Here is a 14360-nt window from a genome sequence, read left to right as displayed (position 1 = left end):
CCAGATTCTGGACTTCCCAAATCCCGGGAAGCTAGTATCGCGTCGTGGGACAGCATAGCTCTTCTGACCAGCAGAGCGGTATCGGCGTTCTGGACAAGGCCGTGGCCGTGCTGCAGGCCGTGGCCGAGGATCCGTGCGGGCTCGCGGAACTGTGCACCCGGACCGGGCTGCCGCGCGCGACCGCGCACCGCCTCGCCGTCGGGCTCGAGGTGCACCGCCTCCTCCGGCGCGGGCCGGACGGCCGCTGGCGCCCGGGTTCCGCGCTCGCCGAACTCGCGGGCGGGACAGCGGATCCGTTGCTGGACGCGGCCAGTTCGGTGCTGCCGAAGCTGCGCGACATCACCGGGGAGAGCGTGCAGTTGTACCGGCGCGACGGGGTCCAGCGCGTGTGCGTGGCGACCGCCGAGCCGATGAGTGGCCTGCGCGACACCGTGCCGATCGGCACACGACTGTCCATGACGGCCGGCTCGGGCGCGAAGGTTCTCGCGGCGTGGTCGGATCCGCACACGCAGCGCACGATCCTGGCGGACGCGGTGTTCGGGGAACGGACCCTGCTCGAGGTGCGGCGCCGCGGGTGGGCGCAGAGCGTGGCCGAGCGCGAGCCGGGCGTGGCGAGCGTTTCCGCGCCGGTGCGGGATTCCGCGGGCAACGTGATCGCGGCGGTGTCGGTTTCCGGTCCGGTGGAACGGATCGGGCGCAAGCCGGGCGCGCGGTGGGCGGCGGATCTGCTGGCGGCGGCGGAGGCGTTGCAGGAACGGCTGTAGCGACTAGAACAGACGTTCGATTTGGGGTAGCCTTGCGGGATGACCGCAGGGCTGCAGGGGTCGCTGTTCGGTCAGGCCGAGGAATGCTCGCTCGGGTCCCTGACCGCGACGCGGCGGACGGAACTGGGCGACGGCGCGTGGATCGATCTGCGGCCGGGCTGGCTGACGGGCGCGGACCTGTTGTTCGAGCGCTTGGCGGCGGACGTGCCGTGGCACGCGGAGCGGCGCCGGATGTACGACCGGGTGGTCGACGTGCCGCGGCTGTTGTGCTTCTACGGCGAGGGCGAGCGCCTGCCGGACCCGGTGCTGGAGGAGGCGCGGGAGGCGCTGAGCCGGCACTACGGCGACGAGCTGGGTGAGCCGTTCCGCACGGCGGGGCTGTGTTTCTACCGCGACGGCCGGGACAGCGTGGCGTGGCACGGGGACACGATCGGCCGGGGTTCGAGCGAGGACACCATGGTGGCCATCGTGTCGGTCGGCGCGCAGCGAAGCATGCTGCTGCGCCCCCGCGGCGGCGGAGCGACCGTGCGGCAGCTGCTGGGCCCCGGCGACCTCATCGTGATGGGCGGTTCGTGCCAGCGGACGTGGGAGCACGCGATCCCGAAGACGAGCCGCCCGGCCGGGCCGAGGATCAGCATCCAGTTCCGGCCGCGCGGGGTGCGCTGAACTCTTCGAGACCGGCGGCGGGCAGCGGCGAAGGCCGCCCGCCACGGCGGAACGCTCACCGCTCGGCAACGACCAGCAGCGGACACCGCGCCCCACGCCGCGGAGGGACGGCGCGGACTCGCCAGGCAATCACGCCGACCGCGCAGGGTGCGCTGAACTCCCAGGCGCAGCGGCAGACACCGCGACCCACCCCACGAGGACGACACCGACCGCACGGTGTGCGCTCACCACTCGGCAACAGACAGCGGCGAACACCACCCACCACGCCGCGGAGGGACCGCACAGGCCCGCCAGAAATCATGCCGCCCGCGCCCTCCGCCACGAAGGATTCCGTCTGCGCGGTCAGGGTTGTCCGTACTCCACTACCACGTCGTAGAGGGCCGGGTTCGGCGCAACGCTTCCCGGCACGTCCCCCATCGCCGCCTGGAAGGCTGGGTTCGTAGTCGCCGCTCGCCACGCCTCGGCGCTGTCCCAGTGCGCCACGTTGACCAGTTGGAAGCGCGCGTCCGGCAGCTTGGCCCGGTGCAACCGGGAGTCCCGGAACCCCGGCGCGTCCCGCATCAGCTTCGCGCGTTCCCGCCACTGCTCGACGAACGCGTCCACCTCGCCGGCGGGCAGTTCGATGACGTTGATGAACGTGACCCCGTTTTCAACCATGATTGAATTCTGGAACCTCGACCGCGCTGGAGATCAACGGGGCGAGACGGAGAACACACGCCACCTCAGGAAACCCCAGTGAACAGTCAGGAACGCGCCCAGCGGTCGCCGAGCGCGGCCCATTCGGCTTCCCACCTCGCGGCACGCCTGCGGTCCAGCACGAAGCGCGTGATCCAGTACGTCGCGGTCAGCACGAGAGCCGCCACGAGCCAGGCGAAGATTCCCGCCAGCGCGCCGGTCGTGGCCGCGTCCGTGGAGCTGATCGGCGCGGGCACCGGGTCCCCGGCCTCGTTGATCCACACCGGGACCGTCGTCCCGGCGGTCGCGCCCGGGTCGGCCGCCACGATGCCCGTCTTCGGCTCCCCGCCGTTGTACGTCCACGTCGCGTGGACCCCGGCCGAGCCGCTCGTCGAGAACGCGCCCTCCGTCGCCGGCACCGGCGTCGGCGCGTCCTCGATCAGCGTCGCGGTCACGAGGTGGCGCGACGCGCGCTGCTCCTCGGACACCGCCAGCTGACCCCCGTACGTCTGGGACCCGGCGAACAACGCCAGCGGAATCGCGACCAGCAGCCCCAGCATCACCACGAACAGCAGCGCAGCCTCGACCCGGTCGGACGTTCTGGCCAACGGGTTGCGACCGATGTGCAGGCGCCGCCAGAAACGCCCGATTGGTCCGGTCACGGTCGAATCCCCCTTCCTCTGCTACCTCGGCAGGCACAATCGCGATACCCACTGTGCCGCGCCCGTACCCGAATTGGCACTGAAACGAGACCAAGACCGCTGTGAGCCACCCCTCACAGCGGAACAAGATCGGGATGTCTCCATGCTGGCACCGGTGAACGGTTCACGACATCGACCGAAAGGGCTTTCCCCCAGCACGGGAGGACACGCTCAGTGATCGCCTGGACCTGGCGATCCACGATCCCGGCCGATCTCGTGGGATATTTTCCAGCGGAGCGAGCCTGGTCGCGGCGGCGACGGACTGTTATCGTCCGTTGATGTAACGCGCTGATTCGCGATCGTCGATTAGGGCGTTCGCGTTACACATTTCCGCGACAATTTTCATCACACCCGTTTTCGTTTCTCCCCGTGATCGAAATCGGGCAGGATCACGCGTGCGCCTCAGCCAGAAGAGTGATGACGCGCGCGCCGGGGGCGGTCGGGGTCACCGCGCGTCTCGAAAACACCAGTGGAGTCACTTTGCGTAAGCCCTTGGGCCGCCTCGCGGCGGCCGTGATCAGCGGTGCGCTGATCAGCCTCACCATGGCTCCGGCCGCGCTCGCCGAGGAGAGCACGACCCCGGAGGTCACCACCACGACCTCCGCGGCGCCGGAGAGCACCGAAACCTCCGCGCCCAGCTCGGCCGCCGAGACGACGAGCGAGACGTCCTCGGCCGCCACGGCGACCAGCCAGCCGAGCCTCACCAGCAGCCCGGCCACGACGTCCACCACGACATCGCCCGGCACGACGGAGTCGAGCCAGCCGACGTCGACCTCCGAGAGCAGCACCCCGGAGGAGCCGCCGTACCAGGACGACGTCGCCTACGGCATCGACCTCGGCGACGGCACCGGCGTGCTGATCATCGCGTGCGCCGCCGGCCAGCCGACCGACGTGTGGTCGCCGGACTTCGACATCCTCGACGGCCCGTACCAGGAGGAGCAGGACGGCCGGTACTGGGACTACCTGGTGCAGCTGCACGAGGGCAAGTCCTTCGACGCCGGCAACGTCACCGCCGACTGGACCTGCGCGGGCGCCCCGCAGGGCGGCGGGTCCTCCGGTGGCGGCGTGGCTCCGGTCCCCGGCTCGGGCGAGGCCGACGAGTGGCAGCAGAGCAACGGTGGCGACGCCCAGGTCTCGTTCGCGCCCAAGCAGGGCGTGGAGACCGGCGCCGGCGGCACCGCCCGGTTCTGACGCCATGCGCAACCCGTTCGCCGGCCGGGGCGGTCGCGTTCTCGCGGCCGCCCCGGCGGTTCTGCTCGCCCTCGTCCTGACCGGCTGCGGCTCCGATCCCCAGCCCACGCAGACGGCGGCGCCCACCACGTCGGTCCCGGTGACCAAGCCGTACGACAAGCTGCGGCCGACCCAGGTGCGGATCCCGAAGATCGGCGCCGAGTCCTCGCTCATCTCGGTCGCGGTGAACAAGGACGGCGAGATCGCGGTGCCCTCGGTCGACAAGCCGATGCAGGCCGCCTGGTACCGCCTGTCCCCCGTGCCCGGCGACGTCGGCCCGGCGATCATCCTGGGTCACGTCGACGGCAACCGCCAGCCGGGCATCTTCTACAAGCTCAAGGACGTCCGGCCGGGTGACGAGATCTTCGTCGACCGCAGCGACGGCCAGCAGCTGAGGTTCGTGGTCGACCACACCACGCAGGTGCCCAAGGACCAGTTCCCGCAGGACGCGGTCTACGGCAACACCGACAAGCCGCAGCTGCGGCTCATCACGTGCGGTGGCGTGTTCGACCACGCCGAGCACAGCTACACCGACAACATCGTCGTCTACGCGAACCTGGCGTGACTCCGGTGGCACCGCGGCCCGCCGCGGTGCCACCGGCTCACCAGACGTCCCCGTCGCGCCAGTCGCAGGTCAGCTCCCCGTCGAGGTCGAGCGACCCCCCGAACACGAAGACCCCGCCCGCTTCTTCGGGCGTGGGCGTGATCCCGGACGGCGTCAGCGCCGACAGCGGCCCGCGCCAGCACATCCAGCCGCGTGCGCGGTAGAACGGGATCGCCTCATCCGACGCGCTGAGCACACCCACCTCGTACGCCTCGCGAATCACACGCTCCAGTGGCGCCATCACCAGGCCGCCGTAGCCGCGCCTGCGGCGGTCGGCACGCACTCCGACGGCCTCCACGTAGCCGGTGCGCCAGGCACGCCCCTGGTGGATCATCCGGCGCTGCACCACGGACGCGTGGGCGACCAGTTCCGGCCCCTCCCACAGCAGCGCGTGCACGCCGCCCAGGGCGTGCTCCCAGTCGTGTTCGGTCAGGTCGCCGTCGAACACCTCGGACAAGAGGTCGTGGGCCGCGCGGAGGACCGGTGCGCCGAGATCGGCGGTGTGGGCGATCCGGAGGTTCGTGATCTCGGCCATGCCCGGAGGTTAAGCGCCGCCCCGGCGGCCTGTCACGTGAGTTGTCCAAGGTGGACGAGCGCTTTTCGTGCCAGGACAAGAAAAAACCGCCAGCCTGGTGGCTGGCGGTCCTTCGGTGTACCCCCGATGGGATTCGAACCCACGCTACCGGCGTGAGAGGCCGGCGTCCTAGGCCGCTAGACGACGGGGGCTAGGAAGTTGGTCTTCCGTGTTGCGAGAGGAACCTTACCAGAGCGGGTTTTTCCTCTTGCAGCTGGGGTACCAGGACTCGAACCTAGACTAACAGAGCCAGAATCTGTCGTGCTGCCAATTACACCATACCCCAACGGTTTGCCACTCCGATTCGCGACTCGGAGCAGCTCCGCTGGGAAGAAATATAGCCTAGCCCCGTCAGCGGTGCGTAACCGGGGGGTGGGGTTCAGCGCTGGGCCGGCACGCCGATCCGCGCGAACTCGCTGACCAGCAGCTGCGGGAGCTCGTCCAGGCCGCCGATGACGTGCACACCCTCCGGCACCGCCGTGTCACCCCCGGTGCGATCGAGCCAGACGCCCTCCAGGCCGGCGTCGCGGGCGCCCACGGCGTCGGTGTGCAGCTTGTCCCCCACGTGGGCGGCCTCACTCGGGTCGCAGTCGAGCACCGCGCACACGGAGTGGAACATCACCGGATCGGGCTTGGCGGCGCCGACCTCCCCGGCGATGGCGACGTGGTCGAAGAAGCGGGTGAGCCCCAGGTCGGCGAGCTTGGCCCGCTGGTGGGCGCCGGAGGCGTTGGTCACAGCGGCGATGAGGACGTCCGCCGCGCGCAGCCACTCCAGGCACGGCAGGACGTCGTCGAACAGGCGCCACGAGGTGCGCAGCACCTCCTTGCGGCGGCACTCGAACCGGGCCACGTCCTCCGCTTCCAGCACGATGCCGATCTCGGCGAGGAAGCACTGGGTGCGCCGTTGGTGCATGGACGCGTAGTCGATCTCACCCGCGACCACGCGGGCGACGTGCCAGTCGGTGATGCGCTCCCACAGCGGCCACAGGTCGCCGCGGCCGATGAGCAGCGACAGCGCGCGCTTGCCCGCGGAGGTGAAGTCGATCAACGTGTCGTCGATGTCCAGGCACACCAGCCGCAGGCTGGACGGTCTCCACGGATCCGCCGGATCCCCCAGACCGGGCTCGGGGACACGGACGCGGGTAGGTGTGCCGGGACGCGCAAAATCCACCCAGCGAGGCTAGGCGAGAACTACGCTGAGCGGTTCGGCCGACAAGGTGATTCAACGCGTCGATTCGACCGCGATCGGTTCTACTCTGCGTTGCCGGGCAGAGCGTTACGCAGACGTCCGAGTGAAACTTCCCGCCCGAGCAGCTCCATCGACTCGTACAGCGGCGGCGACACGGTGCGACCGGTGATGGCGACGCGAACCGGGGCGAAAGCCTTGCGCGGCTTGAGGCCCAGGCCCTCGACCAAGGCGTCCTTGAGCGCCTGCTCGATGGCCGCGGTCTCCCACGACGGCAGCGCCTCCAGCGCCTCGATCGACGCGCGCAGCACGGGTTCGGCGTCCGGCTTGAGGTTCTTGGCGGCCGCGTCCTCCTCGGGCGCGAACTCCGCCTCCGGCACGAACAGGAACCGCACCAGCGGCGCCGCGTCGCCCAGGACGGTCACCCGCTCCTGCACCAGCGGCGCGATGGTGCGCCACGTGGTGAGCTGCTCTTCGGACGGTTCGGCGGGCAGGACCCCGGCCGCCTGGAGGTAGGGCACCACGCGCTGCGCGAAGTCCTCGGCGTCCAGCGCGCGGACGTGCACGCCGTTGATCGCCTCGGCCTTCTTGACGTCGAAGCGGGCCGGGTTGGCGCTCACCTTGGAGATCTCGAACGCCCGCACCAGCTCGTCGACGGTGAAGGTGTCCCGGTCGTCGGCGATCGACCAGCCGAGCAGGGCCAGGTAGTTCAGCAGGCCCTCGCGGATGAAGCCGCGGTCGCGGTAGTTGAACAGGTTGGACTGCGGGTCGCGTTTGGACAGTTTGCGGTTGCCCTCGCCCATCACGTACGGCAGGTGGCCGAACTCGGGCGTGAACTCCGCCACGCCGATCCGCTCCAGCGCGCGGTACAGCGCGATCTGGCGAGGCGTGGACGGGAGCAGGTCCTCGCCGCGCAGGACGTGCGTGATCCGCATCAGCGCGTCGTCGACCGGGTTGGTCAGCGTGTAGAGCGGGTCGCCGTTGGCGCGCACCAGGACCGGGTCCGGGATGGAGCCGGCCGGGAAGCTGATCTCGCCGCGCACCAGGTCGCCCCAGGCCAGGTCCTCGTCCGGCATGCGCAGGCGCAGCACCGGGACCCGGCCCTCGGCGCGGTAGGCCGCGCGCTGCTCCGGGGTGAGGTCGCGGTCGAAGTTGTCGTAGCCGAGCTGCGGGTCCTGCCCCTTGGCCCGGCGGCGCTCGGCGACCTCCTCGTTGGTGGAGAACGCCTCGTACAGCTCGCCGGCTTCGAGCAGGCGGCGCGCGATGTCGGCGTAGATGTCGCGGCGCTCACTCTGCCGGTACGGGCCGTACTCGCCACCGGCGTCGGGACCCTCGTCCCAGTCCAGACCGAGCCAGCGCAGCGCCTCCAGCAGTTGCTGGTAGGACTCCTCGCTGTCCCGGGCGGCGTCGGTGTCCTCGATGCGGAACACCAGGCTGCCACCGTGGTGCCGGGCGAAGGCCCAGTTGAACAGCGCCGTGCGGATGAGCCCCACGTGCGGGGTTCCGGTGGGCGACGGGCAGAAGCGGGCGCGGACTGTCTCAGTCATAACCCGTTCAGCCTATCCCGCTTGACCAGGCGTTCGGAGAGCGCCATGCTGGTCTTATTCAACAGGAGATGAATTAAGGGGATGGTGGCCATGAGCGAGCGCACGACCTGCCTCGTCGCCGGGGGCGGACCGGCTGGAATGGTGCTCGGGCTGCTGCTCGCGCGGGCCGGGGTCGAGGTGACGGTGCTGGAGAAGCACGCCGACTTCCTGCGGGACTTCCGGGGCGACACGGTGCACCCGTCGACGCTGACGCTGCTGGACGAGCTGGGGCTCGGCGAGCGGTTCGGCAAGCTGCCGCAGAGCAGGCTGGACACGGTGTCGGTGCCGGGGCCGCCCGCGCTGACGATCGCGGATTTCCGCAAGCTGAAGGTCGCGCACCCGTATGTCGCGATGGTTCCGCAGTGGGACCTGCTGGACCTCCTGGCCGAGGCGGGCCGGGCCGAGCCCACGTTCCACCTGCGGATGAACACCGAGGTGACGTCGCTGATCTCGGAGGCGGGCCGGGTCGCCGGGGTGCGGTACCGGACGGCGGAGGGGACGACGGGTGAGATCCGGGCGGACCTGACGGTGGGGTGCGACGGGCGCTGGTCGGTGGTGCGGCGGGAGGCGGGGCTGCGGCCGCGGGAGTTCCCGGTGCCGATCGACACGTGGTGGTTCCGGCTGCCGCGGGACGGGGACGAGAAGGCGGAGCTGACGCCCGGGATGCGTGACGGGCACTTCGCGGTGGTCATCCCGCGGGAGGGCTACTTCCAGATCGCGTACCTCGCGGCGAAGGGCCTCGACGGCCGGTTGCGCGCGGAGGGGGTGGAGGCGTTCCGCGACCGGATCCGCAAGGTGCTGCCGCAGCAGGCGGACCGGGTGGACGCGATCACGTCGATGGACGACGTGAAGCACTTGGACGTGCGGCTCAACCTGCTACCGCGCTGGCACCGCGAGGGGGTGCTGTGCATCGGGGACGCGGCGCACGCGATGTCGCCGATCGGGGGCGTGGGGATCAACCTGGCGGTGCAGGACGCGGTCGCGACGGCCCGGTTGCTGGCGGGACCGTTGCGGCGGGGCCGGGTCAGCGGAGGTGACTTGGAACGCATCCGGCGACGCCGCCTGCTGCCGACGCTGGTGGTGCAGGCGATCCAGCGGACGATGCACCGGATGGTGATCCGCCCGGTGATCGAGGGACGGCGAAACGGGCCGCCGCGCGCCCTGGTGGCGGTGATGAACGCGATCCCGGTCGCGCGGCGGATTCCCGCTTACGTCATCGGGGTGGGCTTGCTGCCGGAACACGCACCGAAGTGGGCCCGGCGGGATTGAGGCAGGAGCGCGAACCCGGCGGCCGGCGACGCAAGCGGCCCGGCACCCGGCTGACCGCGCGGCAGCCCTGCGAACCTCAAGCCGGCAACGCAAGCGGCCCGGCACCCGGCTGACCGCGCGGCAGCCCTGCGAACCTCAAGCCGGCAACGCAAGCGGCCCGGCACCCGGCTGACCGCGCGGCAGCCCAACAAACCGCCGGCCGGCAACGCAAGAAGACCGACCACGCCCCAGACCTCCCCCGCCCCCGATCCACAGCCGATCTTTGGTCGCCGACCAGGCGTGTCAAGGTACTCTTTCCCGCCTTGACACGCCTGCTCGGCGACCGAAACACAATCAGGCATCGGGGGCGGGGGAGGTCCACCCAAGGTGACCTTCCGGCGCCGTAGGCGCCCCCGCGCGAAGCGCAGGGAAAAGATCTCTGGGACGACCACCCGGCTCCACTTTTGGGCCTTGCTCAGGCGTTCTGCACCGGGTTGGTCAGCGTTCCGATGCCCTCGATCGTGATCGACACCGTCTGTCCGTCCGTGATCTGCCCGACCCCGGCCGGCGTGCCGGTGAGGATGACGTCCCCGGGCAGGAGGGTCATCACGCCCGACACGAACTCCACCAGCTCCGGGATCTTGTGGATCAGCAGCGAAGTCCGCGAGTCCTGCTTGAGCTCACCGTCGACCTCGGTGCGGATGGCCAGGTCGGACGCGTCCACGGCGGTCTCGATCCACGGGCCGAGCGGGCAGAACGTGTCGAAGCCCTTGGCACGGCCCCACTGGCCGTCCGACTTCTGCAGGTCCCTCGCGCTGACGTCGTCGGCGATCGTGTAGCCGAGGATCGCCGCCGGGGCCTGGGCGGCCTTCACGTTGCGGATCGGCTGTCCGATGACCACGGCGAGCTCGCCCTCGAAGTCCACCCGCTGCGACGCGGCGGGCAGCTTGATGGCGGCGTTCGGCCCGATGACGCTGGTCGACGGCTTGAGGAACATCATCGGCGACTCCGGCACCTCGTTGCCGAACTCGGCCGCGTGCTCGGCGTAGTTCCGGCCGATCGCGATCACCTTCGACGGGAGGATCGGCGCGAGCAGCCGCACGTCGGCGAGCGAGAACCGCTTGCCCGTGTAGTTCGGCTGTCCGAAGGGGTGGTCGGCGATTTCCAGGAGCTCGTCGCCGTCGACGGAAGCGAAGGCGACCCCACCGGCATGAGCAACTCGAGCTAGACGCACGCACCCAGCCTAGTCAGCCGCCCCCACCCGGGCACGGCGGCCTGGGAACCGCCATGATCGAGGTGTGGCAGACCTCCTCGTCGCGGAAGAACCGGGCCCGGCCGCCGCCGAACTGCTCGCGTTGTACGACTCCGTGGGCTGGTCGGCCTACACCCGGGATCCCGAGCTGCTGCGCGCCGCGATCGCCGGCTCGTCCTATGTGGTCACCGCGCGCCGCGCCGGGCGCCTGGTCGGCCTGGCCCGCGCCCTGTCCGACGACGCGACGATCTGCTACCTGCAGGACGTGCTGGTGCACCCGGGAGAACACCGCCGCGGCATCGGACGGCTCCTGGTGCGGGCCGTGCTCGACCGTTACGCGGCGGTCCGGCAGAAGGTGCTGCTCACCGACGACGAACCGGCCCAGCGCGCGTTCTACAAAGCCCTCGGCTACACCGAGATCCGCGACTACGGCCCGGGCACCCTCCGCTCGTTCGTCCGGTTCGACTGACACCTCACTTGGACGCCCACACCACGCCACCCGGGTCGTGGTGGCCCGCGTGCAGGGCGGCGAAACCCGGCTCGCGGAAGCCGGCAGCGCGCAACAGGTCCAGCCACTCCCACCGGCTGCGCAAGCCGCCGCGGTCCCACCAGCCGTCGGCGGCGGCGAAGAGCACGTCGAGCGCCCACGGGATGCCCTCGGACGTCGTCGGGCTCGTGCCCTCGGCGACCGCCGGCCAGGCCCCACGAGGGTGTCGAGCGCGGCGGTGCGCGTGCCGGGAACCGCTTGCCATGACGGGGAACGCGCCGCGGTCAGCGCCAGCGCGCGGCGAACTCGCTGGACCACCCCGGTAGCCGCGCATCCGGCGCGCGGGAGGTCGTCGAGGATTGCCCGCCACGGCTCCGCGGCACCACCCTGGCGGCTCACGCACGACGAGCGCAGGGAGGCGAGTCCCGCCTCAGCAGCGGGAGCTCTTGTGCGCCAGCGCGTCGCACAACGCGAGCCAGCTGGCTTCCACGATGCTGCCGTGCACGCCGACCGTCGTCCACTCCTGGTCGCCGTCGCTGGACTTCAGCAGCACCCGGGTGACCGCGTCGGAGCCCGGGTGGCTGGGCAGGATCCGGACCTTGTAATCGGCCAGCTCGACGCTGTCCAACCAGGACAGCGACGGGGACAGCGCTTTCCGCAGCGCCGCGTCCAGCGCGTGCACCGGGCCGTTGCCCTCGGCGGTGGCGATCACCCGCTCCCCCGCCACGTGCACCTTCACCGTCGCCTCGGAGATCACTTCGCCGTCACCGCGGTGGTCCAGCACGACCCGGTACGACTCCAGCGTGAACGGCGGCTCGGCCGGGCCGTCGACCTCCTTGCGCAGCAGCAGTTCCAGCGAGGCGTCGGCGGCCTCGAACGACCAGCCCTCGGCCTCCAGCTCCTTCACCTTCGCCACCACGCTCGTGACCGCGTCCGGCCGGCCGGCAAGGTCCACCCCGAGCTCACGTCCCTTGAGCTCGAGGCTGGCCCTGCCGGCCATCTCGGTGACCAGGACCCGCATGTCGTTGCCGACGGAAGACGGATCGATGTGGTTGTACAACAACGGATCCACCTTGATCGCGCTCGCGTGCAGCCCCGCCTTGTGGGCGAAGGCCGACGACCCGACGTAGGCCTGGTGGGTGTCGGGGGCGATGTTCGCGATTTCGGCAAGGGCATGGGAGACGCGGGTCAGCTCGGCCTCGGCCCCGGTCGGGAGCACGTCCATGCCGAGCTTGGTCACGAGGTTCCCCGTCACGGCGAACAGGTCGGCGTTGCCGGCCCGCTCCCCGTACCCGTTCGCGGTGCACTGCACGTGCGTCGCGCCGGCCTGGACCGCCGCGATGCTGTTGGCCACGGCGCAGGACGTGTCGTCCTGGCAGTGGATGCCGAGCCGGAAGCCGGTGCGCGCGGCGACTTCCCGCACGGTGTCGGCGATCCCGAGCGGCAGCTGACCGCCGTTGGTGTCGCACAGCACGACGACGTCCGCGCCCGCGGTGTACCCGGCCTCCAGCACCCGCAGGGAGGTGTCCGGGTCGAACGCGTAACCGTCGAAGAAGTGCTCGGCGTCGAGGAAGACGCGACGGCCTTCGCCGACCAGGAACGACACCGTGTCGGCCACCATCGCGCACGCCTCGTCGACGTCGACGCGCAGCGCGCGCTCGATGTGCCGCCGGTCGGACTTCGCGACCAGCGTCACCACCGGCGCCCGCGAGTCGAGCAGCGCGCGCACCTGGGCGTCCTCGGACGCCTTCGCGCCGGCCTTGCGGGTCGATCCGAACGCGACGAGCGCGGCGTGCTTGAGGATCAGCTCGCCCTCGGCGGCGCGGGCGAAGAACTCGGTGTCCTTCGGCAGCGCGCCCGGCCAGCCGCCCTCGATGAAGCCCACACCCAGCTCGTCCAGCAGACGCGCGACCGCGAGCTTGTCCGCCACCGAGTAGGAGATGCCTTCACGCTGGGCACCGTCCCGCAACGTCGTGTCGTACAGGTGGAAGTCGTCACCGAGCGGCAGTCCGGCTGGCTCCGTGCGGGTCACGGTCATCTCCTATGCGTGGTGGGAGGCTTCACGGGCAACAAAAAAACCTCCCGCGGATGCGAGAGGTCTGCGCGCCAGGTGTCCGATGCGGACACTACCCGGCGCGCCTGCCGATAATGATCACGGCGAAAGATGAAGCCATACCCGCATCATGCCACACCGGCGCGCGAAAGGGCAAAAAACGCCGTGGCGGCCACCCCCGGATCGGGAATGGCCGCCACGGCGGAAAAACCGGTCAGGCGACCGGTCGCGCGTTCGACGAGACCAGGGCGGCCAGGCGGTCGCCGATCGCCTGTGTGGTGCCCGGGTTGGCCTGGTCGCGCGTGGCCAGGTCGAAGGCGACGGACGCCTCGATGCGGCGGGCCGCCTCGCGCTGCCCCAGGTGGTCCAGCAGCAGCGACACCGACAGCACGGCGGCGGTCGGGTCGGCGATGCCCTGCCCGGCGATGTCCGGCGCGCTGCCGTGCACCGGCTCGAACATGCTCGGGTTCCGGCGCGTGATGTCGAGGTTGCCGCTGGCCGCGAGGCCGATGCCGCCGGTGACCGCGGCCGCCAGGTCGGTGATGATGTCGCCGAACAGGTTGTCGGTGACGATCACGTCGAAGCGGCCCGGGTCGGTGACCATGTGGATCGTGGCGGCGTCGACGTGCGAGTAGGAGACCGTGACCTCCGGGTGCTCCAGCGACACCTCCTCGACGATCCGCGACCACAACGACCCGGCGTGCAGCAGCACGTTGGTCTTGTGCACCAGCGTGAGGTGCTTGCGCGGCCGCTCCTCGGCCCGCTTGAACGCGTCGGCCACCACGCGGCGGATGCCGAACGCGGTGTTGACGCTCACCTCGGTGGCGATCTCGTGCTCGGTGTCCTTGCGCAGCAGGCCGCCGTTGCCCGCGTACGGGCCCTCGGTGCCCTCCCGCACGACCACCATGTCGATCTCGGCGTTCGGGTCGCCCAGCGGGCCGCGCACACCCGGGTACAGCTTGGCCGGGCGCAGGTTCACGTGGTGGTCCAGCTCGAACCGCAGGCGCAGCAGCAGGCCGCGCTCCAGGATCCCGCTGGGCACGGTCGGGTCGCCGACCGCGCCCAGCAGGATCGCGTCGTGCTGCCGGAGCTCGCCCAGAACCGACTCGGGGAGCAGTTCGCCGGTGGCGTGCCAGCGGGCCGCGCCGAGGTCGTAGTTCGTGTACTCCACTGTCGGAGCGACCTCGCCGAGTACCTTCAGGGCCTCGGTGATCACTTCGGGTCCGATCCCATCACCTGGGATCACCGCCAGCCGCATCAGACACCTCCGTCGATCAGGGCCACGGGGCTCGTTCGCACCCGTTTGCCCACATACTCCAGCGACGGCAGGTTAC

15 protein-coding genes and 2 tRNA genes are annotated in these 14360 nt (G+C 70.7%); 6 read left to right on the top strand and 11 right to left on the bottom strand.

The window, feature by feature from the left end:
- Positions 1-44: 44 nt before the first annotated feature.
- Together L1857_RS10255 and L1857_RS10250 are read left to right on the top strand one after the other, a co-directional pair.
- Positions 45-764, top strand: a complete 720-nt coding sequence (locus L1857_RS10255) for an IclR family transcriptional regulator (protein ID WP_027931891.1) — start codon at positions 45-47, stop codon at positions 762-764.
- Between the two features lie 39 nt (positions 765-803).
- A complete protein-coding gene (locus L1857_RS10250; protein ID WP_094007380.1) occupies positions 804-1430 on the top strand; it encodes an alpha-ketoglutarate-dependent dioxygenase AlkB in 627 nt (208 codons plus the stop codon).
- 342 nt (positions 1431-1772) lie between these two features.
- Here L1857_RS10250 and L1857_RS10245 read toward each other — a convergent pair whose 3' ends face one another.
- On the bottom strand, positions 1773-2087 hold the full coding sequence (locus L1857_RS10245) for an antibiotic biosynthesis monooxygenase family protein (protein ID WP_094007386.1): 315 nt from the start codon (positions 2085-2087) through the stop codon (positions 1773-1775).
- A gap of 86 nt (positions 2088-2173) precedes the next feature.
- A complete protein-coding gene (locus tag L1857_RS10240; protein ID WP_116112265.1) occupies positions 2174-2767 on the bottom strand; it encodes an Rv1733c family protein in 594 nt (197 codons plus the stop codon).
- A 519-nt stretch (positions 2768-3286) separates the two neighbouring features.
- Between L1857_RS10240 and L1857_RS10235 the strand changes: the two genes are divergently transcribed.
- Positions 3287-3997, top strand: coding sequence for a hypothetical protein (locus tag L1857_RS10235; protein ID WP_233157408.1), 711 nt, complete (start codon positions 3287-3289; stop codon positions 3995-3997).
- Between the two features lie 4 nt (positions 3998-4001).
- Positions 4002-4601 carry a class F sortase gene (locus tag L1857_RS10230; protein ID WP_116112268.1) on the top strand — a complete coding sequence of 200 codons (600 nt, stop codon included), beginning with the start codon at positions 4002-4004 and terminating at the stop codon, positions 4599-4601.
- A 37-nt stretch (positions 4602-4638) separates the two neighbouring features.
- On the opposite strand, the gene L1857_RS10225 is transcribed toward L1857_RS10230, so the two are convergent.
- The 5 genes from L1857_RS10225 to gltX form a co-directional block, all read right to left on the bottom strand.
- Positions 4639-5175: a GNAT family N-acetyltransferase gene (locus L1857_RS10225; RefSeq protein ID WP_116112270.1), complete on the bottom strand. Its 537-nt coding sequence runs from the start codon at positions 5173-5175 to the stop codon at positions 4639-4641.
- A gap of 118 nt (positions 5176-5293) precedes the next feature.
- Positions 5294-5366: transfer RNA gene (locus L1857_RS10220), tRNA-Glu, on the bottom strand.
- Positions 5367-5428: 62 nt separating this feature from the next.
- A tRNA-Gln gene (locus L1857_RS10215) sits at positions 5429-5500 on the bottom strand.
- Between the two features lie 93 nt (positions 5501-5593).
- Positions 5594-6286, bottom strand: a complete 693-nt coding sequence (locus L1857_RS10210; RefSeq protein ID WP_116112272.1) for an HAD family hydrolase — start codon at positions 6284-6286, stop codon at positions 5594-5596.
- Between the two features lie 179 nt (positions 6287-6465).
- Positions 6466-7947 (bottom strand): glutamate--tRNA ligase, encoded by a 1482-nt coding sequence (gene gltX, locus L1857_RS10205; RefSeq protein WP_116112275.1) that lies wholly within the window; start codon positions 7945-7947, stop codon positions 6466-6468.
- 81 nt (positions 7948-8028) lie between these two features.
- On the opposite strand from gltX, the gene L1857_RS10200 reads away from it, so the two are divergent.
- Positions 8029-9255 carry an FAD-dependent oxidoreductase gene (locus L1857_RS10200; protein ID WP_249464914.1) on the top strand — a complete coding sequence of 409 codons (1227 nt, stop codon included), beginning with the start codon at positions 8029-8031 and terminating at the stop codon, positions 9253-9255.
- A 454-nt stretch (positions 9256-9709) separates the two neighbouring features.
- On the opposite strand, the gene L1857_RS10195 is transcribed toward L1857_RS10200, so the two are convergent.
- On the bottom strand, positions 9710-10468 hold the full coding sequence (locus L1857_RS10195) for a fumarylacetoacetate hydrolase family protein (RefSeq protein ID WP_116112277.1): 759 nt from the start codon (positions 10466-10468) through the stop codon (positions 9710-9712).
- A gap of 64 nt (positions 10469-10532) precedes the next feature.
- Between L1857_RS10195 and L1857_RS10190 the strand changes: the two genes are divergently transcribed.
- Positions 10533-10955, top strand: a complete 423-nt coding sequence (locus tag L1857_RS10190; RefSeq protein ID WP_116112280.1) for a GNAT family N-acetyltransferase — start codon at positions 10533-10535, stop codon at positions 10953-10955.
- A 4-nt stretch (positions 10956-10959) separates the two neighbouring features.
- Here the strand turns inward: L1857_RS10190 and L1857_RS10185 are convergent, their stop codons facing one another.
- The 3 genes from L1857_RS10185 to L1857_RS10175 all read right to left on the bottom strand — a co-directional run bounded on the left by L1857_RS10185 (position 10960) and on the right by L1857_RS10175 (position 14284).
- Complete coding sequence (locus tag L1857_RS10185) at positions 10960-11238, bottom strand: hypothetical protein (protein WP_162831158.1); 279 nt, start codon at positions 11236-11238, stop codon at positions 10960-10962.
- A 165-nt stretch (positions 11239-11403) separates the two neighbouring features.
- Entirely contained in the window at positions 11404-13005 is a 1602-nt protein-coding gene (gene cimA, locus L1857_RS10180; RefSeq protein WP_116112349.1) for a citramalate synthase, read from the bottom strand.
- A gap of 235 nt (positions 13006-13240) precedes the next feature.
- On the bottom strand, positions 13241-14284 hold the full coding sequence (locus L1857_RS10175; RefSeq protein WP_094007395.1) for a 3-isopropylmalate dehydrogenase: 1044 nt from the start codon (positions 14282-14284) through the stop codon (positions 13241-13243).
- Between the last annotated feature and the right edge of the window lie 76 nt (positions 14285-14360).

The sequence above is a fragment of the Amycolatopsis thermalba genome, assembly GCF_023376025.1.
Classification (GTDB): Bacteria; Actinomycetota; Actinomycetes; order Mycobacteriales; family Pseudonocardiaceae; genus Amycolatopsis_E; species Amycolatopsis_E thermalba.
Note: the sequence above shows the minus strand (reverse complement) of the source record. Positions and strands in the feature narration are given on the sequence as shown.

Bases quoted from the DNA above. Each gene is read 5' to 3' on its own strand.
- L1857_RS10250 (WP_094007380.1), top strand. From the start codon at position 804: ATGACCGCAGGGCTGCAGGGGTCGCTGTTCGGTCAGGCCGAGGAATGC.
- L1857_RS10245 (WP_094007386.1), bottom strand. From the start codon at position 2,087: ATGGTTGAAAACGGGGTCACGTTCATCAACGTCATCGAACTGCCCGCC.
- L1857_RS10230 (WP_116112268.1), top strand. From the start codon at position 4,002: ATGCGCAACCCGTTCGCCGGCCGGGGCGGTCGCGTTCTCGCGGCCGCC.
- L1857_RS10225 (WP_116112270.1), bottom strand. From the start codon at position 5,175: ATGGCCGAGATCACGAACCTCCGGATCGCCCACACCGCCGATCTCGGC.
- gltX (WP_116112275.1), bottom strand. From the start codon at position 7,947: ATGACTGAGACAGTCCGCGCCCGCTTCTGCCCGTCGCCCACCGGAACC.
- L1857_RS10200 (WP_249464914.1), top strand. From the start codon at position 8,029: ATGGTGGCCATGAGCGAGCGCACGACCTGCCTCGTCGCCGGGGGCGGA.
- L1857_RS10185 (WP_162831158.1), bottom strand. From the start codon at position 11,238: ATGGCAAGCGGTTCCCGGCACGCGCACCGCCGCGCTCGACACCCTCGT.
- L1857_RS10175 (WP_094007395.1), bottom strand. From the start codon at position 14,284: ATGCGGCTGGCGGTGATCCCAGGTGATGGGATCGGACCCGAAGTGATC.